This is a genomic window from Mucilaginibacter sp. P5_A6, from assembly GCF_056400585.1.
Genome location: NZ_JBFUKZ010000011.1, coordinates 133,685 through 154,848, shown reverse-complemented (window position 1 = coordinate 154,848; position 21,164 = coordinate 133,685). Strand labels below are relative to the sequence as shown.

Below are 21,164 nucleotides of genomic sequence, written 5' to 3'. Positions count from 1 at the left end.
TTATATTTATTTCAGATTTTTGGCTCACTGAATCCTCTATAGCTAAAGGCTCATCAATAGATTTAAGAATAAATTCAAGCCAATCTAGTTTCTCCTTTATAATCGACTGACAAGGAATAAAAACAGCCGCAGAAAACATGACCTAGCCGGGTATAGCTTACCAGTTCGTACTCCTAAAGTGAACATAGTTGCAATCTATTTTCCGTAACTTAAATTGGTATGTATCGTATAAAACAGTATCTTTATTTCATAAGATTTGCAATTAATCTGTAACAAAAAGTGGTGCGTAATTCGGTGCGTAAGCTATTATCCCACTCATAAGACGTTGGTTATCAAACTTATTTAGAGGGATTAGAAATTCCTAGCCCTCCAATGAAGACATAAAGCCCTGTAAATCAAGCATTTACAGGGCTTTTTTAGGTAAATACGTTGATATCGAACCTAACTTTGAAAAAACAAAAACCCTCTAATTTCGCTAATTAGAGGATTTTTGTTTTTAGAGTTAGTTAAAAAACACCAAAACTCGTATTAAATCGCAAAACTCATCAGCGTCTTTTGGGGCGTTTTTTGGCCCTAAAAAATGACTCTCCAAGCTCTATTTTACAATAGCAAAAACTAATTAAATAAAGTGTTCCTCGTATTTACGTCTGCTGCATTACTTACATCTCCCTGAACCGCAGTCGCCCGTCCGCCTGAATTATTAATCTCCGTCACAACCCGGTCAGCATCTTTCGCGCTGTTTGCATAATTCACAATAACCTGAACGCCTTCAGCAGCCAGTCCCTTGGCAATTCCTGCCCCTATTCCTTTAGATGCACCGGTAACAATGGCAACTTTTCCTTTTAGATTAAAATCCATTTGGTTAATTATTAAAATTTATAGCAGAAATTTAGTCCCTTCAGCACGATCACTCGTGCTAAAGCAAATCAATAACCATGATCTTTTCGGTTCGATTGAGTACGTCCATTTGTTTCGGCGCAGCTTTGTCATTAAAACCAAGTTTATAATATAGTTTATGCGCCTGCGGCATTGACATCGTAGTTTGCAGCCATAATTCTTTAGCATCATTCTCTTTGCACCTATTGATACAGTCTTCGATCAATTTAGTTGGTACCCCCAGGCCACACGCCCCCGGATCAACGAAGAGTTTAGCAAATTCAAAACTGTCTTCGTCAAGCCTTTTTAAAGCAACCGTACCCAGGCATTTATCATCGTACATAGCAAAAAAGATGAAACCGCCTTTTAAAAGGTAGGCCTGGTCAGGATAGTGCACTGTAAATTCGTCTTCTGTTTCAAGTATTCCTTTAAGAACGCCGGAAAGCCAGGGTTTCACCAGTTCGGTGAAATGTTCTTTGAACGAAGGCCTGTAATCTAAAATTTTAACTGAGCTCATAATTGGAAATTTAAAATTGTTTGTGATCAATCCGGGCAGCTAATTGCTGCCCGGCTATTCGTTGTTTATTGCTGATCAATATCGATGACTACTTTTCCTTTTGCGGTGCGGTTTTCCTGTGCCAGGTAAGCATCGGCTATTGTTTCTAAGGAATAATTTACCGGGTCTACTAACGGGATCACTTTTCCGGCTTCGATCAGTTTAGTTGCTTCCCGCAAGATCTCACCATGATGAATGCGGGCTTTACCGGAAATAAGGGGGTATAAAGCGAATACGCCTGAATAAGTTGCGCCATGGAATGATAATGGGGCAATACTGTGGGTCCCCCATCCCAGGATACTCAACACATGTCCGAAATATTGTTTGGCCGCTTTGAAAGATGCGTCCAGAATATCACCACCGACCGTGTCATAGATAATATCAAATCCTTCGCCGCCCGTATGTCTGTCCACATATTCGTCAACACTTGTGTTTGTGTAATCAATTGGTGTGGCGCCATAACTTTGTATGAGTTCATTTTTATCAGTTTCAACAGTTGTGAAAACCTGTGCACCCTTTGCTTTGGCAATTTGTACAGCAATATGCCCCACGCCTCCGGCTCCGCCGTGGATCAGTACAGTTTTGCCTTCTTGAACGTTTGCGCGGTCTACTAAACCTTCCCAGGCGGTAATAAATACCAATGGAATTGCTGCAGCTTCGCGCATGCTGAGGTTTTTAGGTTTGAATGCCAGCAGGTCAGCGTCAACGGCGGCATATTCGGATAGCGTTCCGTGTACGCCGGCAATACCGCCTGTCATACCATAAACTTCGTCGCCGGCTTTGAACTTTGTTACGCCTTCACCAACGGCTTCTACCACCCCAGACATATCAATACCCAAAATTGCAGGGAGAACTGTCTTTGCGTGACCTGCCTGACCCATTTTGATCTTCAGATCTATTGGATTGACACCACTGGCTTTGATTTTTACTAAAACCTGGCCTTTGGCAGCCACTGGTTTTTCAATATCTTTTATTTGGAAGGACTCATTATAGTTCTCCAGGATCAATGCTTTCATTTTATCGTTTTTAAGTCTGTTAAATTTTCTTTTTGTTTTCTTCATCAAATCTCCGCAAACTAAACCAGGGAAATGTTGAACTTTTACATTAAATAGGTGTACTTTTACAACATGGAACAAGATCACCTGCGTCAGCCGTTCGAATTGGTGTTAAAGGAGTTTTTAGACGAATGCCCTCGTGGATTACACAAGCACACATTTTTTGAACTGATCTACATCGTTGGCGGCACAGGCAGGCAGTATATCAATGACGTTGGTTTTTCTTATAAGCCAGGAAATGTTTTTCTCGTAGCGCCTAATGACACACATATTTTTAAGATCGACCAGCCGACCCAATTCTTTTTTATTCGCTTTAATAATGTTTACGTCAAATCGTCAAAAAAGGAAAACGACCTTATTCAGCGTTTGGAGCTGATCTTGCAAAATGCCCGTCATGAACCTGGCTGTATATTAAAAAATGATGCTGATAAGAATTCAGTTATTCAGCTCATGGAGATACTTATCAGTGAACACCTTCACCATGATGTTTATCATCAGGAACTGATCGCGCAACTGGTGAATACACTGTTGATTATTATTGCCAGAAACATTACCAGAACATTTCCTGAAAAGATCGATGAGACAAGTGAAAAAAAGGCGATAGATATCCTGCAGTATATACAGACTAATATCTATTTTCCTGAAAAACTAAGGGCTGAACAGATCAGTAAAAATTTCGGTATTGCCCAAACCTATTTAGGCAGCTATTTTAAAAAGCATGCCAATGAATCCTTACAACAATACATACTCAATTATAAGTTAAAGCTTATTGAGAATCGTTTGCTTCACAGCAACATGCGGATCACCGAAATAGCGGATGAATTCGGCTTTGCGGATAAAAGTCATCTGAACCGAATCTTTAAGAAATACCGGGGTACAAATCCTACTGAATTTAAGAAAAAAGGTGTTCTGGAAAGACAGGCCGCAGCAATTTAAAAAATGCACAAAACCCTAACGGATCTGTGCATTTAAATAAAAGTGGCAATTATTTTATTGCTTTTAATTCTTCAATTACCTTGTCGGCAACCGGACCCCATGAAGCTGGGTTTTGACCCGTAATCAGGTTTCTTTCGCTGACGACGAAAGGATGCCAATCTTCTGCTTTGACATAGTTTCCGCCATCTTCCTTTATCATATCTTTTAATGAGAAAGGCACCATGTCCTTACTTTGGCCAGTGACTTCTTTCGCTTAACTTAAATAACTGCATTTTGCTTTGTTGGGCATACAGTGATGACACCGATAACATAAAAACGGCAAGTATTTTAATGGTTCCTATAGTATTAAGATTAACGTATAATACCCCGGTATTAAATCAGCGCCGGGGTATTAAGGCATATTAACCGGGAGTATTTATTTATCCCAAAAAACAGGAGTATCTAAGTCGTCTGTGCCTATACTGGCTACGGCCGCCCTGTAGTTATCGGCATTAATAGCCGACTCTGTTTGCGGGTAAGTATACCTGCGTACAAAGCTCCCTTTTATTTGCTTACCGGGATATGTATTGGGCGATAATGCCGGGAAGCCGCTTCTTCTAAAATTGGCCCAGGCTTCTGCGCCGTTTCCAAAAGAAGTTATCCAATACTGGGTATTAATTAGTTTCAAAGCGTTGGCATCAGCATATGCATTTACCGGGTTATTCAAATAGGCATTTTGGGCATCATTGCTGATGACAGCAGCAGCATCATAACTGGCAAATTGATCCATAGCCGCTTTTACACCATTATTATAATAAGTACTTGCTGTACCGCTGATATATCCCCTGAAAACCGCCTCGGCCAGTAAAAGTTGCGTTTGGGCATATGTTACAAAATATTGTGGCGCGGTTACTTTACCAAATACGCTGTAATTTACCTGCGAATATTTGAAACCTGAACCACTCACGCCGCGAAATCCCGGAGCCGTTGGCAGCGTACCGCTATCATAACCGATAGGCAAACCAAACTGGTTGGCAGATGCTGTATCTGGAGTAAGGGATAACGCTTTTCCAGGGTCGGCATACATTGCTGAGATATACTTCAGCCTCGGATCGCAGGTAGCTTTTAATTGTGTTACAAATGGCTCGGCGAGATAATAAGTATTGGTTAACTGTTGAATTTGCTGCGTAACGGGGTTAGGGTATGTATTGTTATATTTCAGGTAACAATTATCGGCATTAGATTGCATTACGCCTCCGGTAACAGCTGCCTGCACAATTGTTTTTGCCTTGCCTGCATCTAATTTAGAATAGCGCATCCCGATACGCAGCAACAGTGAATACCCCAGCCGTTTCCATTGCGAAATATCTCCTGCAAAAAAAACATCGCCTTTTACAACATCCCTGGCAGCGTCTAAAGCCGCCGTTGCTGTAGTAAGTTCGTTCACCAAATCATTATAAATGTCCTGTTGCTTATCATATTTGGGCAAAAAAACCGAATTCAAATAGGCTTGCCCGGCCTGGGTATAAGGAACATCTCCATAAGTATCTACCAACATCATATAATTGTAAGCCCTCCATATTCTGGCTTCATTGTACAGGTTGGTGCGGGCTGCATCACTCTTGGTTTCCGATAAGATATGCTCCAGGAATTTTATGCTGTTTGGATATGCATTATTCCACCGCATTACGGTATATGTTTGATTTAACACGTTGAAGTTAAACGCAGAGGTAACACCACCGAAAGGATCGATAAACTGCTGAACAACGGTTGCTTCGGTTTCCATTAACGATGAATATGTCAAAAGCTCCGCGTTGGAAAACAGGAACATTGGGTCAAGACTGGTTGTGTTGTTTGGGTTAACATTTAACTCTTTGAACCCTTTATCACAACCTGCTGCAGAACACAGGCAGGCAGCACATATTATGATCTTTATATAATTTTTCATGATCGTACTCTTTTAAAATTTGACATTAAGGTTAAATCCATAAGTGCGCGTTGTGGGCAGTGAACTTTGCTCGTAACCCGTTAAAATATCACCACTTGAAGAGATTGCTTCCGGATCGATATTAGGTGTATACTTTTTGATGATCAGCACGTTGTGGCACACGGCAGAAAGCACAAGACCTTTGATAAACTTAGCTTTCACCATCTTCGAAAAATCGTAGCTAACAGAAACGTTTCTTAGCTTGATGAAGTCCGATTTATAAATAAAGGGGTCCAGGATACCCTGTGAACGATAATTGGCATAAAAATCCTCAGCGTTCACGGCCGTGGTGTTAGATGTACCATCAGCATTTACCGCATCAAACTTGACACCGCCTTCCCTGCCAACCAGCGATTCTTTGGATAAACCCTCTCTCAGAAAGTTAAGGTTTGAGCTTGATAATATCTTACCGCCAACCTTGTAATCGATGTGTGTCATCAGGGTAAACTTTTTATAAGTAAATGTATTTACCCAACCACCTGTAGTTTTAGGCAATGCGCTGCCAAAAAGCGCGGGAGATGTACTTGCCACCGGCTTACCGCCTGATACAATGATCTTCCCGTTGGCATCTCTGCGGTAAGTCGAACCCTGTATCTGGTTTAACGGAAGGCCTACCTGGTCAACAATGGAGCCAAAGAATTCTCCTGCACCCAGGGTTAGTTGATTTTGACCGTTAGCCAAGGCTAATACTTTAGAAGAATTTATGGCAGTATTAAACGCTGAACGCCAGGTAAAATTCGCTTTTCTGACAGGTATTAACTCCAGCAAGAATTCCATACCGCGGTTTTGCAACTCGCCGAGGTTTACAATTGTACCGGTATAGCCGGATGCGTTGGAAATAGCCACACTTAAGATCTGGTTTGTGGTGTGCTTATCATATGCGGCTACATCCAGATTCACCCGGCTGTTGAACATTCGCAATTCCAGGCCAATCTCTTTCTCCTTTACGCTGTAAGGTTTGATTGCCTGATTTGGCGTAGTGACATTGGTGATACTCCCAAGCGGAACGCCGTTGAACGCGTTTTGTGAAAGCGTGAAAGTAAGCGAATTGCTATAAGGGTTAATACCGTTTGCACTACCCACATTGGCATAAGTCGCCCTGATTTTTCCAAAAGAGAGCCATGAAGGCGGATTCTTTAAAAATTCCGAAAAAACAAAACTGCCGCTTACAGAGGGATAAAAATAATGATTATGTTCGGGGCTTAGCACCGAGAACCAGTCGTTACGGCCGGTTACATTTAAAAACAAATACGATTTATATCCAAACTCGGCGGTGCCATAAAGCGAGTTTACTGTGGATTTGGAAACTGCAAAAACCGATGTGTTGGTTACGCCATTTCCAAGGGTATAAAAATCCCTGACATAGAAATTTGTAGCGGTAACAGTATATCCTTGTGATGAAGAGGGGAAAGTATTTCCTCCCACAGTAGCATCAAAAGAAAAGGCTCCCCATTTGTGGCCACCTCCTAATAAAAAGTCAGCATTTAAGGCGCGGTAAGTATTATCATTTGAGTTATAACTTCCGTTATAAAGGCCAACGGGCGCAGCAGCATTTGCCAGGGTGCCGGTTGGCGCGTTTTGTTCATAAAACGAAGTGCTATATTCCATATTCACACGGCCCTGCAGGTAAAGCCAATCAAAAAATTGGTAGCGCAGGGTTGCAGTACCCAAAAGGTGGTCTCTGGTTTGCCTTGTAAATTGCTTGTTCATAATCCAGTAGGGGTTTGTAAGGGTAGTGAAACGAGACGTAGGGGTTTCGTTGCCGTTAGCATCAACCGCAGCTGCTTTTAATACATCCAAACTAAGCGAGTTAGAATAACGGTAGATATAATTGGTAACTGATGATCCCTGAATACCAATAACCGGCGGATTGTTATTATTCTCGTGGTCATAATTCACATAGATCTGTGCGGACAACTTAGGGGTAAAGTTATAATTCAAGCCCAGGTTGAATATTTTTTTGTGATAATCGTTGTTAGGTACAATACCCTGTGCATCCTGGTTCGAATAAGAGAACCTGAAGCTGCCTTTTTCATTACCGCCGGAGAACGCGATGGTATTCGTCCACGCATTGGCAAGCCTGAAAAATTTGCTTATACGGTTTCTTTCCGGCGCGTAAGGGCGTTGCACGCCATCAAACTGGTAGGTAGGTGCATTATCAAATTTCTCTCCAAAACTCCAGGCGCCTGAACTTTGTGCCTGGCCCTGCGTCTTGGGGCGTATGTTATTTTCGCCCTGCCCATATTCGTACTGAAAGTCGGTAAAATCCAGTGCCTGATTTTGTGTAAAGTTGGAGGTAAACTCAATGCCTATTCCGCCATTTTTATTACCGCTTTTAGTCGTGATAATCAACGCACCGTTACTTGCTCTTGAACCGTAAAGCGCAGCAGCTGTGGCACCCTTTAGTACGGTCATCGACTCAATGTCGTCGGGGTTTATCTGCTGCATATTATCGCCCAGATCCACTGACTGGGTGTACCCGTTGGTGCTCGACGGGCTTTGCGATAAAGGAAGACCGTTTAATACAATCAACGGCGCATTATCGCCCTGGAACGCAGACTGCCCGCGCAACCTGATCTTGGTGCTACCGCCGGGGCCGCTTGCCGGCGGGGAAATGTCCAAACCGGCAACTTTTCCCTCAAGTGAGTTAACAAAGTTTGTAGAACGGTTGGTTGTTATTTCGCCCACGCGTACATTTTCCGCCGCGTAGCCTAATTTTTTTGATTCGCGCTTTATACCTAAAGCCGTTACTATTATCTCACTTAAGGCGTTTGATTTTGGCTCCAACACAACATTCAGGGTAACTCGCCCGTTGAGGGGCTCGGTTTTGGATTGGTATCCAATGTAGCTGAATAATAACACCGCGTTATCCGAGGATACCTGTATCTTGTAATTACCGTTTGCGTCAGTCACAACGCCGTTTTTAGTCCCTTTTTCGCTTACGCTAACGCCAGTAAGCGGGCTGCCTTTTTCGTCGAGCACTTTACCGGTAACTGTTTGTACGCTCACTTCGATGCGGGTCCCGACGCTGACGGCTTTTCCCGCCTGTACATCTGCCACAAATATAAGTGTAAAAAGAACACTTATTGTAATGAACAACATCATCCCAGATGCTTTGATTTTTTTTTCCATGATTTTAGGTTTAATTCAATTGATAAATCTTCATTTAACCTCTTTCTCAAAATTGGTGATTGCGAAAGAGTTTTTCGAGGCGGCACTTTGTGTGCCGTTTTCCGGTTTTAGTGTAGCTTTTTTTTCATTTACGCAGGGTTTTTGGTTTGAAATTGATTATATACATTGATGGGTTATAGGTCTATTTATAGTAAACAATCTAACGATAAGACGCCTGCAAGCCCTATTACAGATACCAGGCTTTCCATTACCGTCCATGAGCGGAGTGTTTCCTTAACCGATAGCCCGAAATATTCTTTGCATAGCCAAAAAGCCGTATCGTTTACATGTGAGCCAAACAGACTACCCGCCCCAATAGCCAACACCAGCAAATTGGTGTTAACGCCTGCATGATGCGCGATTGGAAACAACACCCCTGCGGCAGTTACGCCAGCCACTGTGGCTGAGCCGAGGCAAAGCCGCAAACAAGCTGTCGCCAGCCATGCAAACAACAAGGGATGTATGGTGCTACTAATCAGCATACCGGCCAGCACATCGCTTAGGCGGCTATCTACAAATATTTGCTTCAGTGCACCCGCACTGCCAATAATGATCAACACCATTGCTATATCTTTTACTGCAGACACATAACCATCCATTATTTTTGCTAATGGCCTCCCTTTTTGCAAGCCAAGCGTATAGGTGCTTATAATTAAGGTGAGCAGCATGGCAATAATGGGTTCGGCGAGCCATGACGCTAAGTTTTTTATAAAGGGAGTTTGCCCAAAAAGCGCAGACAGCAAATGGGCAAGGCAAATCAGTACAACGGGCAAAAGAGATGACAGTATGCTGTTAACAATACCCGGTAGCTCATGTGCCGGCAAGGCAGCAGAACTCTTGGCAAATTGCAAACCGTTCGGCCCTATTTTTTTGAGGGTGGCCGAAAACACTGGTCCTGCTATAATTATAGCAGGGATAGCGATTATCAGCCCATAACTAAATGTTTTAACAATATCTGCATGAAAGACGCTGATGAGCGTCATTGGCGAAGGATGGGGAGGTAAAAAGCCGTGCATTACCGATAAAGCGGTAAGCATAGGCATACCTACATACACCAGCGGTAAACGATAGCTGGAGGCAACCGAAAAAATGATGGGCACCAACAGTATGAACCCTACATTATAATACAATGGGATACCCACAATAAAGCCGGTTATAGCCATGGCATAGGTTACATATTTAGCACCAAACAAATCGTGCATGAAATGGGCTATGCGCTGAGCAGCACCGCTTTCTGCAACCAGTTTGCCCAGCATAGCCCCCAATACAATAATGATGGCTACTGACCCTAATGTATCGCCTAACCCTTTATTTATCGATGTAATAACTGTGGCAAATGGCATACCTAAGAAGCAGCCCGCCAATAGCGCTACGATAAGAAAGGCAAGAAACGCATTTACCTTTGCCCAGGTGATCAGCGCCACAAGTAGTAAAATACAAAAGATCAATACAAGTATTGTCATGCTATCCCCAGTTTAAATTAATGCGAATCGCGGGTTACAACAGATCCTGAATTCCCCACAAGAAAATCGAGGTCGGCCCCTTTATCAGCCTGCTGCACATGGCGTTGGTACATAGATACGTAGCCCCTGTCTGTATGATAAGCTGGCTTTTTCCATAACAGCCGCCGTCTTTCCAGTTCCACCTCGTCTACAAGCAGGTCTATTCTTCTCGCCGGTACATCGAGGCATATCAGGTCTCCGTTTTCCACAAGTGCCAGGTTACCGCCGATGGCAGATTCCGGTGATACATGGAGCACAACGGTACCGTACGCGGTGCCGCTCATCCGTCCGTCGGATATCCTTACCATATCCGTAATACCTTTATCCAGCAGTTTCTTCGGCAGCACCATGTTGCCAACTTCGGGCATGCCTGGATACCCTACCGGACCAACATTTTTCAGTACCATCACACAGTTCTCATCAATATCAAGCTGAGGCTCATCAACCCTGGCGTGATAATCTTCAATGGTTTCAAAAACCACCGCACGGCCCGTATGCTGCATCAGTGATGGCGTTGCAGCCGAAGGCTTGATAACCGCGCCATTAACAGCCAGGTTACCTTTCAAAACGGCTATGCCCCCCTCTCGGATGATGGGGTTGCTGTAGCCTGCAATAACCTCATTATTATAGCATATACCATCATCTTTTATGTTTTCTGCGTGCGATTTTCCGGTTACGGTTATCGCGTCCATAGCCAGTTCATTACTCAGTTCCTTCAATATAACAGGCAACCCGCCCGCATAGTAAAAGTCTTCCATCAGGTATTTTCCGGAAGGCATCAGATTGAGTAACAAGGGTATTTTACTGCCCAGCCTGTCAAAATCGTCCAGGCACAGGTCTACGCCAACACGCCCGGCAATTGCCGTTAGATGTATAATGAAATTGGTAGAACCGCCAATTGCCGCATTTACTTTAATAGCGTTTTCGAATGCGGCACGGGTGAGTATTGTGGATATCGTTAATCCTTCTTTTACCATTTCTACAATACGCCTGCCTGATAGCTGCGCTAGTACTTTTTTCCTTGAATCAACCGCCGGGGTGGCCGCGGCCTGTGAAAGGCACATACCAAGCGACTCGACCATACAAGCCATAGTAGAGGCGGTACCCATCGTCATACAATGGCCTGCGCTTCTCGACATACAGCTTTCGGCCGAAAGGTATTCGTCATTGGTTATTTTACCGGTTTTGAGGTCATCAGTCAACTTCCATACTGCCGTGCCCGATCCAATATCAGCACCCCGGTATTTGCCGTTCAGCATCGGCCCGCCAGGAACTACGATAGTAGGCAAACCTACGCTGGCAGCTCCCATCATGGTAGAGGGCGTAGTTTTGTCGCAGCCGGTCAGCAATACAACCCCGTCTATCGGATTGCCACGTATCGATTCCTCGGCATCCATGCTGGCCAGGTTCCTGAAAAGCATAGCGGTTGGCTTAAGCAGAGTTTCGCCTAAAGACATGATCGGAAATTCCACCGGGAAACCGCCAGCTTCATAAACCCCGCGTTTAACAGCTTCGGCCAGGTCGCGTAAATGGGCATTACAAGGCGTTAGTTCCGACCATGTGTTGCAAATACCGATAACCGGTCTTCCGTCAAAAAGGTCGGCAGGCATACCCTGGTTTTTCATCCAGCTCCTGTATAAAAACCCCATTTTACCTGTTTTCCCAAACCAATCAGAACTTCTGAATTTTGGCATTTTATTTTCTTTTATCATTTAATTTAGATTGATGCTATCGGAAATTCCCCATTCGTTAACACCAGAAGCGGTTCACCTCCGAAATTCATACTCATTATTTCCCTACCTGGTTTGTAAGTGTGCCTATGTTACCTATAGTAATATGTATCACGTCGCCATAGTTAAGCGTAAACGAATCAGGCGGTACGATACCAGTGCCAGTCATGAGGTATGCACCTGCAGGGAATGACATCTCCATAAAAAGATAATGGGCAAGCTCCTGGTGCGTGCGCTTCATCCTGCTGATCAAAATGGCATCAACAAACACTTTAACATCACCTCTCCATATTTCAATTTGAATTTCGGTGTCCGGAGAAATGGGTGTGGCCGGCACGTAAAGACATGGACCAACCGCTGCTGCACCGTCGTATGATTTCGCCTGGGGAAGATATAAAGGGTTTTCTCCTTCGATATCTCTTGATGACATATCATTGCCGATCATATATCCCTCAATGGTACCTGCGCTGCAAATGAATAATACCAATTCCGGTTCCGGAACGTTCCATTCCGAATCTTTCCGGATACGAACGGTACCGCCTGGCCCAACTGCACGATATGCTGAAGATTTAAAAAAAAGCTCAGGACGTTTTGCGCTGTAAACCCTCGCATAGAAATCGCCTCCACCGGCATCTTTAGACTCTTCCATGCGGGCATCTTTGCTGCGCATATAGGTGACGCCTGATGCCCATATTTCCTGATTGACAATAGGGGCGCATAATTGTTCCAAATCATGAGCAAGCAAAGAGTCCGCTGTGATACTTTGGATGTCATTTAAAACCTCGCGGTGCAATACTTCGCGGTTTATAAAACTGTCCCAGCTCCAATCCGGCGAACTGTAAAGCAAGCCGGCGTATTTCACAATAACTTTATCGTTGGTCTTAAATATATGCATAGCTATTTATTACTATCCCGCGTTTGTGCGGTAGTTATTCATTATCAAAAAATGTCTTAGATCGGTTAGTTGGTTATGTACAAAGAATGCTAAATGAAATTGCTTTAGCTTCTAAAAAAACGCAGCGTTGATTTTTGCACAAAAAACTTGGGCAAAACCCTGCGCCGCTTCACTGCCCGGCTGAACTTGGCAAAGTAACCTCAGGGGCAACGGGAGGTGTTTTTTTATGCCAGTAAGAAGCCAATAACAAGCCGGAAATATTCATGAAAGTTGAAAAGATGATAATATTAAACCGGGAAAATACCATTAAAAAACAGCGATGGTTTTTATACAACTCTTCGTTTTATATTATGTAAACTTGCTTTTTCTGGTATCACATTAGGTTCCAGAATACCTGTCGCATTACAGAGATGGCAGCAACGCATACCAATTATTATCCTGGATGAATCAATTGATACTTGAGCAGGGGGCATCGAAAGAACTTGTGCATTTTCCGCATATTCTGGAGTTTGCCCACAAAAAGAACAGCATTATCCAACTTAACTCCTTTAACAGTAACGTTACGGACTCCATTTGCCTGTACTATATTTTAGAAGGGAAATTTACCTGGATAATTGATTCACAAGACCATACCTTATACCCTGGTGATTTTGCAATAATATTGCCCGGGCAACGCATTGGCGGGGAAAGCGGAATATTAAACATAGGTACATTATACTGGATAAAAATATCCACCGAAGATTGCGGAAAGCTTTTGCCTGGCAAATGGAGTGGGCTCACCAAAAAGGAAAAATTATCTATTAACCAAATTTTGATGGTAAATAAGCAACAGCTTGTTTTAAAACTGAAAGAAGCGCACACATTAATGCAAAACTTACAGTTGGAATTGCAAAACGAGGAAGTAGGCTTTTACACACGTGTAAACCAGTTGCTTGATGAACTTTTTGTGTTGATCAGCCGTCAATTGATCAGGCAAAACAACTCCAGAAGAGACTTCCCTCAAACATTCTTAAAACTGGAGCAAACATTGCGGCAAAATCTTGCCCATCAATGGACAGTGGAAGAAATGGCTGCACTGATTGGCATGGGCACTACCGCCTTTACCGAAAAGGTAAAAAACTATTCCGGCTTTTCGCCCTTGAATTATTTGATCAATATCAGAATAACCGAAGCAACCAAACTGCTAAAAAAAAACCAGGTAAATGTTACCGAAATAGCGCTGAACACCGGCTTTTATTCGTCGCAGCATTTCTCCACAACCTTTAAAAGACTTACAGGGTACACCCCAAGCGAGTTCAGGAAAAATAAAACACCAGATCATCAACATACATCATGAATTGTATCATCATAATAGAAATGGGCACGGCCGCTGTGCGGGTTTTCGCCTTTGATCTTTCCGGCAATTTAATCAGTTCGTCAAAGGGGCACTACCCTACCTTTCATGAGCAACCTGACCATAGCGAGCAGGATCCGGAGCAGATGTTTATTACCATGCTCTATATTTTAAAAAATCTGCTCATTGATGAGATATACCCTAAAAAGTATACTGTGACCTGTATTTGCTTTGGCTCGTCTATGCACAGTTTGCTGGCGGTGGATAAAGATGGCATCCCATTGGGCAACGCCATAACCTGGGCAGATAACAGGGGCAAAAAAGAAGCCGCGGAACTTAAACAAAGCAGTTTAGGCGAAGAGATTTATAAAGCCACGGGAACACCTATCCACCCGATGTCGTCGTTGATAAAAATTGCCTGGATGAAAAATAACGAACCTGAGAAATTTGGGTTGGCGAGAAAATTCATGCCTATAAAAACCTATATCATTCAACAACTGACGGGTGCGTGTGTGATAGATTATAGTATAGCTTCTGCAACCGGGCTAATGAATATCCATAATTTAGCCTGGGACCAGGCCGCGCTGGAGTTTGCAGGGATTACACCGGAAGAGCTACCCGATTTGCACCCGGTTTTCTATTCGGGCGTGGTGCTAAAAAAAGAATATCAAAGGGTTTTAAAATTGTTACCGACGGTTAAAATCCTGATTGGATCCAGCGATGGTTGCCTGGCCACCCTGGGTGCCGGTGTATGGGAAAACGGCATGGCTACAATCACCATTGAAGACAGCGGCGCATTCCGGATCATAGGCGATAAAATAATAGAAGATCCCCAACAGCAAATTTTCAACTACCTGCTTACAGAGAAGCATATCATTACCGGCGGGCCTACAAGTAACGGAGGGGTAATATTCAATTGGTTTACCAAACAATTTGGCGATTTTCAAAAAGCTTTTGATGTCGACCAATCAATGGAAATGCTGATAGAGGAAGCCGCAGGCGTCGAAGTCGGTTCGGGCGGCTTAATTTTCCTTCCCTTTTTGCATGGCGAACGGGCTCCTATTTGGAACCCAAATTCCAGGGGATGTTATTTCGGCGTAAATATCCGGCATGAGCGCAAACATTTTATACGGGCCACTATAGAAGGGATTTTATACGAGATGTACAGCATTGGCCGCACACTGGAAAAGCACCGTCATATCGAAGGTCTGTCTATCAATGGTAGTTTTGCATCCATCCCGCTTTGCACGCAAATCATTGCAGATATATTTAACAAGCCGGTAAGCACGCTTAGCCATGGCGACAGCATAGGCAAAGGTGCATTCCTGTTAAGTGCGACCGAGATGGGCATTTATCCTTCTTTAGAGGAAGCCTCAAAAACGGTGACCATGCACCAAACCTATTTACCCAACACCGAAAACCACCATGTATATGCACAATACTTTAAAGTATTTGAAAGTTTGATAACAAAAGTGGCCGATGAATTTGATGTTATTTCTGATCTGCAACAACGGTATAGTCAATAAACATAGTGTCTTGAGGCGATAATAATAAAAGCCTCAATAACATAATACCGTACTACTCGCCGCACCCGGTAACCTGTCCGATGGAATGTAATTGCCAAAAAGCACGTCGGCTATGACTGCACCTGCAGTCTGCCCGCCATACCTTCCATTTATTATTGCAGAGATGTGCTTGCTTCCCCATGCCTTCAGAAGATAATCACGTTTTAACCTTTGCGGCGACGGCGGTTGATCATGAATATGGTGTAAGTTGACAAATGTTGTGTTTTTATGGCAAAAAATTGGGTGCCTATGTTTGCCCCAAATGTAATTTTACTGTTGCAAAGCGACTGCAATCCTACATCAGGTAGCCGTTTAATTATAAACCAATAAAGCCGACCGGCAAGTTCTGTTAAGATATCGATTTAAGTATGAATACTTGATCGACCTGTATACTATGTACGTTGTATTCAGGAAAAGTAAAAACCGGTTCAACTCTACAATCGATTGCAAACCTTTATGAGGCACATTTATGAAAGAATAAATCAACAAAACTTGTTTCGCCGGTTACAGATCGTGGCCCGCAGTAAACTACATCGGTATCAATATTATGGATTCTATAATTAATAAATCCGAACCTGATACAGGCTACCGGTTAAGCAACCAATTAAGCAAACCGCTCTTTATTAAAACAAATGAAGTCTTCTTCAAACCGTATGGTTTATTATTTCAGATGAGTTAATTCATCTGTCACCTAACCATTTCATAATGCAAAGACCTGTTTGATATAAGTGCTAAGCTTTACCAATTTTTCAACCAATGTTTTCAATTAACAAACCCAAATATGAAAAAAAAATATTTACTAAGCACTTTCATGAGAATGACGGTTATAATGGTATTTATAAGTATTACTATTATAAATTCCACGTTTGCTGCTAATGACCTGGCTCATTTGCGACATACAAATCCTGATGTAATAAAATCAGCCATAAGCAAGGTTATAACGGGTAAAGTAACCGACGAAAACGGCTCAGGGTTATCGGGTGTAACTGTTACATTAAAAGGCACCACCACCGCGGTCGGAACCGACAACAATGGCGCATTCCGCATTGAAGTACCTAATGACCAGGCAGTACTCATTTTCAGCTTTATAGGGTACGCATCAAAAGAAGTTTCTGTTTCAGAAAAATCGGTGATTAATGTATCGTTAAAAAATGATGCTAAATCATTAAACGAAGTAGTCGTTGTAGGTTACGGAACACAAAAACGTGCCAACGTAACGGGTGCTGTTTCGTCTGTGAGCAGCAAAGCAATATCAGCTTTACCTGTTGGCGGCGTGGATCAGGCTTTACAAGGCCGGGTGGCCGGTTTAACGGTTACCAATAATGGCTCGCCGGGCTCTGCGCCAATTGTGCAGATACGCGGTGTAAGTTCGGTAGGTTACGGATCTGATCCCTTGTATATTATTGACGGTTTTCCAGGTTCTATCGGCGGGCTTGATCCAAGAGATATACAATCAGTTGATGTACTTAAGGACGCGAGCGCCGCGGCTATTTACGGTTCACGAGCAACTAACGGCGTTATTATCATCACAACCAAAAAAGGTTCCAGTGGTAAAGTTGTGTTAAGCTTCGATTCATATGCGGGATTTCAGGAAGTTACTAAAAGGTATAACCTTCTTAATACAAGCCAATATGTACAATATGAAAGGGCTTTGAATGGAGCAGCCGGAATTGGCATACCGCCGCGTTTACAACCGGCGAACTTTAATCAGCCTATTTATGCGGGTTCTTCGCAAACCTTCGCCCAAACCAATACAGACTGGCAGGATGCCTATTTCAAAAAAGGAGTTGTGCAGCAGCATGCTGTTTCCTTAAGCGGCGGGAATGAGAATTCACGCATATTTACATCTGCCAGTTACTTTGATCAGGATGGTATTACCGTTGGAACTAATTTCAGCCGTAAAAGCTTCCGAATGAATTCTGATCATAATCTGAACAAGTTTATTACAATCGGCCAAACATTCAATGCTTCGGTAACCCGCCAACGCTTTGGGATTCCCCCGGGCAATAGAACGCCTATTACCAATGTAATAAGAATGCAGCCATACATACCGGTTTACAATCCAAACAATCAAGGCGGTTTTTTTGGCCCTCAAAGCAGTTTTGACGGTGCCGACCCGGTAAACCCGGTGGAACAGGCACTAATTAACGAAAACCGGAATTTTGGTATTGGGATACGCGGCAACGCTTATTTAACGGTTAAGTTTACGCCGTGGCTTAAATTCAATTCTACCTACGGCATTGATTACGGAACAAATAGGCAAGAACAATACACCCCGATATACAACGATGGTGGTACTTCAAGCAATCCACTTGCTTCTATAACAGAAAATACCGGATCTGGCACTACTACGCTATATACGCAACAATTAACTTTCGATCACACTTTCGGCAGCAAACACCACGTTTCGGCCCTGGCAGTTTACGAAGTGCAAACCAACCGTAGCGATAGTCAAAATTCTTTTGGCAACCAAAATAACAACATTATTCGTACGCTGAACAATGCTACCAACACCACCACCAATTATACTTATGGTACTAACGTGCTTCATTCATTAGTAGGCCGGGTGGGGTATGATTTTGAAGGAAAATATTTAATTTCCGGTTCAATACGCCGCGATGGCTTGTCGGTTTGGGCCCCGGGTCACAAATATGAAAACTTCCCTGCGGCTTCTGTTGGCTGGAAGGTTGACCAGGAAGACTTTATGAAGAATTTTAAATCAGTAAGTGAGTTGAAATTACGGGCCGGATACGGTGTTACCGGAATAAACGGAACTGTATTGGGAAATTATCCTTACGTTTCCAATGTATCTGCGGGCGGCACAACATATCCGTTTGGCAACCTGGCAACGGGTGCCAACTCTGGTAATGGATCTTATTACAGTGCATTAAGTAATTATTTTCTTCATTGGGAAATAACCAAATCAACCAACATTGGTTTCGACCTTGGCTTATTTCAAAACGCGTTTACCCTATCGGCCGAGGTTTATAAAAGAAAAACTGAAAACTTAATCTTAACTGTGCCGGTACCACCCAGCGAGGGTGTTGGCGCCCCGCTGGCAAATGTTGGCTCGATGCAAAACACCGGAGTTGAAATAACCGCAGGTTACCACAAAACAAGCGGCGACTTTAAATATGATATAACAGGCGTGTTTGGATTAAGCAGAAATAAGGTTACTACATTAACAGGAGCTGCAAACGGTACTATAACTGCAGGCGGTGATGCTGATTTTGGTGGCGGCGGTCCGCTCACCAATACCTCGGTTGGCCAATCTATCCAGTATTTCTACGGCTATTTGGTAGAGGGCATATTCCAAAATGCATCTGATGTAAGCAGCCATGCTACTCAAACAGGTGCTGCTCCAGGCGACCTGAAATTTAAGGACATTAATAATGATCATGTAATTGATGCTAATGACAGGGTTAACCTGGGTAGTTACCTCCCTAAATTTACCTATTCATTAAATTATTCGGCCAGTTACAAGAATTTTGACCTTGCCTTATTTTTCCAGGGAGTATATGGCAATAAAATATTTAATGCCGAAAAAATCATCGCTCAAGGGATGTCGAGGTTGTTTAACTCAGATGTTAAGGTGCTAAACGCCTGGACTCCCACCAATACCAATACCGATATCCCAAGAGCTATTTCAGGAGACCCGAACTCGAATGTAAGGCCATCATCCCGCTGGGTCGAAAACGGCTCATACCTTCGGTTAAAAAACCTCCAGTTAGGGTACAATTTGCCAACGCCGTGGCTTAAAACGGCCAGCAACAATTTAGTAAGCAAAGTGAGGATCTATTTATCATCAACAAACCTGTTCACCATTACAAAATACACCGGGCTTGATCCAGAGGTCGGCTCCAAAAACGGAACGCTTACAAATGGTATAGACTATGGTCAATATCCTTCGCCAAGAGTGTTCCAGGTAGGTTTACAGGCAACATTTTAACAATCATTAAATTGATATATTATGAAACATAGAAAAATTTATTTATTGTCAACCGTTATTTTATTAACGATAACGGTGATTGTATTGTCCTGTAAAAAAACAGCGTTAAATACATCCGATCCCAACAACCTTACTACGGCCAACTATTATAAAACGGCAGCGCAGTTAAAGTCGGGAGTTAACGCCATTTATGCGGTTATGCATCAAAACAACCTCGTATCCCGGGAATGGTATTACCTGCACGACACACGGAGCGATGAGGTAGCGCCAGGCGGCGGACAATTGGAAGCTCCAAGGCTCCAATTGATCAATAATACTGACGATCCTACAAACTCTGTGATGAACTCTGTTTGGAATGGCTGGTACACCGTAATATTCCGTGCAAATGTTGTAACAGACAACGCCCCAAACGTTACAGATAACGTAGCCGACGCGAAAAAATCAGTTGGAGAGGCAAAATTTCTGCGTGCCTGGGCTTATTTCGACCTGGTTAGTATGTGGGGCGGGGTTCCACTGGTAACATCAGTTCCCAAAAGTCCTACCGACTTTAAACCACGCGCCGATGTTGCCGCCGTATATGCGCAGATAGTTCAGGACCTAACAGATGCAGCGGCAGTATTACCCGGTAAATCCTCTACTGATAAAGGGAGGGCCACGGCCGCCGCCGCTAATGCTTTGCTGGGCAGGGTATTAATGCAACAAGGTGATTATGCCGCCGCTAAGGCTGCATTCCTTAAGATACCTACCAGCGGAGCCGATGGCTATTCATTAACTGCCCGTTACCTTGATAATTTTGAGTTAGCCACCGAATTTAACAATGAATCGATTTTTGAAGTTGTGTTTGTGGATAAAGGAACTAATGGTTACAACTGGGGTGGCGAAAGCGCAACTGAAGAGCAGTCAACAGTTAGAAATCAGGAATACTGCCCTGTTGCATGGAGAAACCTTATTCCTTCAAACAAATACCTGAATGAATTTGAAAACACAGCTACGGGTGCGATAAAAACAGATCCCCGTTTTTCATATAGCGTTTATCAAAGCGGCGATGTTTATAACAATGGCCAAAGCACCTTAACTGATGCCGATCAAAACGGTAATTCTTCGGTGTTGAACGGCGTTACCAAAAAAATCAGCTGGCGTAAATTTATGATCATATACCAGGAAAGTGCAAGTACTGCAGGCTTCCACCCCGGAGGTAACAACCAACGTATTATACGCTATTCAGAAGTTTTACTTAACCTTGCTGAGTGTGCTAATGAAACGGGCGACATAGCCGGAGCTGTAGCTTACCTTAATTTGGTGCGCGCAAGGCCAGATGTTGCTATGCCCCCCTATCCAACAGTTCAATTTCCGGTTGCTTCCAAAAGCGACGTGGTAAAAGCCATCATGCACGAAAAAATGGTAGAGTTGGGAGATGAGCAAGTACGTAACATCGATATTTTAAGATGGCGCAAGAAGGCGTATTTCGCGACCGAGCCGATTGCCGGGTTCCATGCCAACAGAGACGAATTATTACCTATACCTCAAGCTGAGTTGGACAATAACCCTCTTGTTGCAGGGCACCAAAATCCCGGCTATTAATTTATTAAACCAATTCTTAAAGCAGGCGGCCCGTAAGCCGCCTGCTTTT

General features: G+C 43.3%; 15 protein-coding genes. 5 read left to right on the top strand and 10 right to left on the bottom strand.

Annotation, left to right across the window (positions count from 1 at the left end; all coding sequences use genetic code 11):
• Positions 1–615: 615 nt before the first annotated feature.
• The 3 genes from AC1DO4_RS14110 to AC1DO4_RS14100 form a co-directional block, all read right to left on the bottom strand.
• The gene (locus AC1DO4_RS14110; RefSeq protein WP_477416838.1) at positions 616–858 is read right to left on the bottom strand and encodes an SDR family NAD(P)-dependent oxidoreductase; all 243 of its coding nucleotides are present in this window, start codon (positions 856–858) and stop codon (positions 616–618) included.
• 58 nt (positions 859–916) lie between these two features.
• A complete protein-coding gene (locus AC1DO4_RS14105; RefSeq protein WP_477416836.1) occupies positions 917–1,393 on the bottom strand; it encodes a GNAT family N-acetyltransferase in 477 nt (158 codons plus the stop codon).
• A gap of 65 nt (positions 1,394–1,458) precedes the next feature.
• Positions 1,459–2,493, bottom strand: a complete 1,035-nt coding sequence (locus AC1DO4_RS14100; RefSeq protein WP_477416834.1) for a zinc-dependent alcohol dehydrogenase family protein — start codon at positions 2,491–2,493, stop codon at positions 1,459–1,461.
• A gap of 66 nt (positions 2,494–2,559) precedes the next feature.
• On the opposite strand from AC1DO4_RS14100, the gene AC1DO4_RS14095 reads away from it, so the two are divergent.
• Entirely contained in the window at positions 2,560–3,423 is an 864-nt protein-coding gene (locus AC1DO4_RS14095; RefSeq protein WP_477416832.1) for an AraC family transcriptional regulator, read from the top strand.
• Positions 3,424–3,472: 49 nt separating this feature from the next.
• Here the strand turns inward: AC1DO4_RS14095 and AC1DO4_RS14090 are convergent, their stop codons facing one another.
• From AC1DO4_RS14090 to AC1DO4_RS14065, 6 genes are all read right to left on the bottom strand, one after another.
• Complete coding sequence (locus tag AC1DO4_RS14090) at positions 3,473–3,622, bottom strand: hypothetical protein (RefSeq protein ID WP_477416830.1); 150 nt, start codon at positions 3,620–3,622, stop codon at positions 3,473–3,475.
• Between the two features lie 216 nt (positions 3,623–3,838).
• The gene (locus tag AC1DO4_RS14085) at positions 3,839–5,350 is read right to left on the bottom strand and encodes a SusD/RagB family nutrient-binding outer membrane lipoprotein (RefSeq protein ID WP_477416828.1); all 1,512 of its coding nucleotides are present in this window, start codon (positions 5,348–5,350) and stop codon (positions 3,839–3,841) included.
• Between the two features lie 12 nt (positions 5,351–5,362).
• Positions 5,363–8,521: a SusC/RagA family TonB-linked outer membrane protein gene (locus AC1DO4_RS14080; protein ID WP_477416826.1), complete on the bottom strand. Its 3,159-nt coding sequence runs from the start codon at positions 8,519–8,521 to the stop codon at positions 5,363–5,365.
• A gap of 185 nt (positions 8,522–8,706) precedes the next feature.
• Positions 8,707–10,023, bottom strand: coding sequence for a gluconate:H+ symporter (locus AC1DO4_RS14075; RefSeq protein ID WP_477416824.1), 1,317 nt, complete (start codon positions 10,021–10,023; stop codon positions 8,707–8,709).
• A gap of 17 nt (positions 10,024–10,040) precedes the next feature.
• On the bottom strand, positions 10,041–11,774 hold the full coding sequence (locus AC1DO4_RS14070; RefSeq protein ID WP_477416822.1) for an IlvD/Edd family dehydratase: 1,734 nt from the start codon (positions 11,772–11,774) through the stop codon (positions 10,041–10,043).
• A 76-nt stretch (positions 11,775–11,850) separates the two neighbouring features.
• The gene (locus AC1DO4_RS14065) at positions 11,851–12,687 is read right to left on the bottom strand and encodes a fumarylacetoacetate hydrolase family protein (protein ID WP_477416820.1); all 837 of its coding nucleotides are present in this window, start codon (positions 12,685–12,687) and stop codon (positions 11,851–11,853) included.
• 442 nt (positions 12,688–13,129) lie between these two features.
• On the opposite strand from AC1DO4_RS14065, the gene AC1DO4_RS14060 reads away from it, so the two are divergent.
• Positions 13,130–14,023 carry an AraC family transcriptional regulator gene (locus tag AC1DO4_RS14060; RefSeq protein WP_477416818.1) on the top strand — a complete coding sequence of 298 codons (894 nt, stop codon included), beginning with the start codon at positions 13,130–13,132 and terminating at the stop codon, positions 14,021–14,023.
• Complete coding sequence (locus tag AC1DO4_RS14055; RefSeq protein WP_477416816.1) at positions 14,020–15,546, top strand: gluconokinase; 1,527 nt, start codon at positions 14,020–14,022, stop codon at positions 15,544–15,546. The genes AC1DO4_RS14060 and AC1DO4_RS14055 overlap by 4 nt, the downstream gene beginning before the upstream one ends.
• A gap of 33 nt (positions 15,547–15,579) precedes the next feature.
• On the opposite strand, the gene AC1DO4_RS14050 is transcribed toward AC1DO4_RS14055, so the two are convergent.
• Entirely contained in the window at positions 15,580–15,735 is a 156-nt protein-coding gene (locus AC1DO4_RS14050; RefSeq protein ID WP_477416847.1) for a glycoside hydrolase family 3 C-terminal domain-containing protein, read from the bottom strand.
• 631 nt (positions 15,736–16,366) lie between these two features.
• On the opposite strand from AC1DO4_RS14050, the gene AC1DO4_RS14045 reads away from it, so the two are divergent.
• Entirely contained in the window at positions 16,367–19,534 is a 3,168-nt protein-coding gene (locus AC1DO4_RS14045) for a SusC/RagA family TonB-linked outer membrane protein (RefSeq protein ID WP_477416814.1), read from the top strand.
• Between the two features lie 21 nt (positions 19,535–19,555).
• Entirely contained in the window at positions 19,556–21,115 is a 1,560-nt protein-coding gene (locus tag AC1DO4_RS14040; protein ID WP_477416812.1) for a RagB/SusD family nutrient uptake outer membrane protein, read from the top strand.
• Positions 21,116–21,164: the final 49 nt, after the last annotated feature.

Excerpts from the sequence above, each read along its gene's own strand:
- AC1DO4_RS14055 (WP_477416816.1), top strand. The coding sequence starts at position 14,020 with ATGAATTGTATCATCATAATAGAAATGGGCACGGCCGCTGTGCGGGTT.
- AC1DO4_RS14100 (WP_477416834.1), bottom strand. The coding sequence starts at position 2,493 with ATGAAGAAAACAAAAAGAAAATTTAACAGACTTAAAAACGATAAAATG.
- AC1DO4_RS14075 (WP_477416824.1), bottom strand. The coding sequence starts at position 10,023 with ATGACAATACTTGTATTGATCTTTTGTATTTTACTACTTGTGGCGCTG.
- AC1DO4_RS14045 (WP_477416814.1), top strand. The coding sequence starts at position 16,367 with ATGAAAAAAAAATATTTACTAAGCACTTTCATGAGAATGACGGTTATA.
- AC1DO4_RS14070 (WP_477416822.1), bottom strand. The coding sequence starts at position 11,774 with ATGATAAAAGAAAATAAAATGCCAAAATTCAGAAGTTCTGATTGGTTT.
- AC1DO4_RS14085 (WP_477416828.1), bottom strand. The coding sequence starts at position 5,350 with ATGAAAAATTATATAAAGATCATAATATGTGCTGCCTGCCTGTGTTCT.
- AC1DO4_RS14065 (WP_477416820.1), bottom strand. The coding sequence starts at position 12,687 with ATGCATATATTTAAGACCAACGATAAAGTTATTGTGAAATACGCCGGC.
- AC1DO4_RS14060 (WP_477416818.1), top strand. The coding sequence starts at position 13,130 with ATGAATCAATTGATACTTGAGCAGGGGGCATCGAAAGAACTTGTGCAT.
- AC1DO4_RS14110 (WP_477416838.1), bottom strand. The coding sequence starts at position 858 with ATGGATTTTAATCTAAAAGGAAAAGTTGCCATTGTTACCGGTGCATCT.
- AC1DO4_RS14090 (WP_477416830.1), bottom strand. The coding sequence starts at position 3,622 with ATGATAAAGGAAGATGGCGGAAACTATGTCAAAGCAGAAGATTGGCAT.
- AC1DO4_RS14105 (WP_477416836.1), bottom strand. The coding sequence starts at position 1,393 with ATGAGCTCAGTTAAAATTTTAGATTACAGGCCTTCGTTCAAAGAACAT.
- AC1DO4_RS14080 (WP_477416826.1), bottom strand. The coding sequence starts at position 8,521 with ATGGAAAAAAAAATCAAAGCATCTGGGATGATGTTGTTCATTACAATA.
- AC1DO4_RS14040 (WP_477416812.1), top strand. The coding sequence starts at position 19,556 with ATGAAACATAGAAAAATTTATTTATTGTCAACCGTTATTTTATTAACG.
- AC1DO4_RS14095 (WP_477416832.1), top strand. The coding sequence starts at position 2,560 with ATGGAACAAGATCACCTGCGTCAGCCGTTCGAATTGGTGTTAAAGGAG.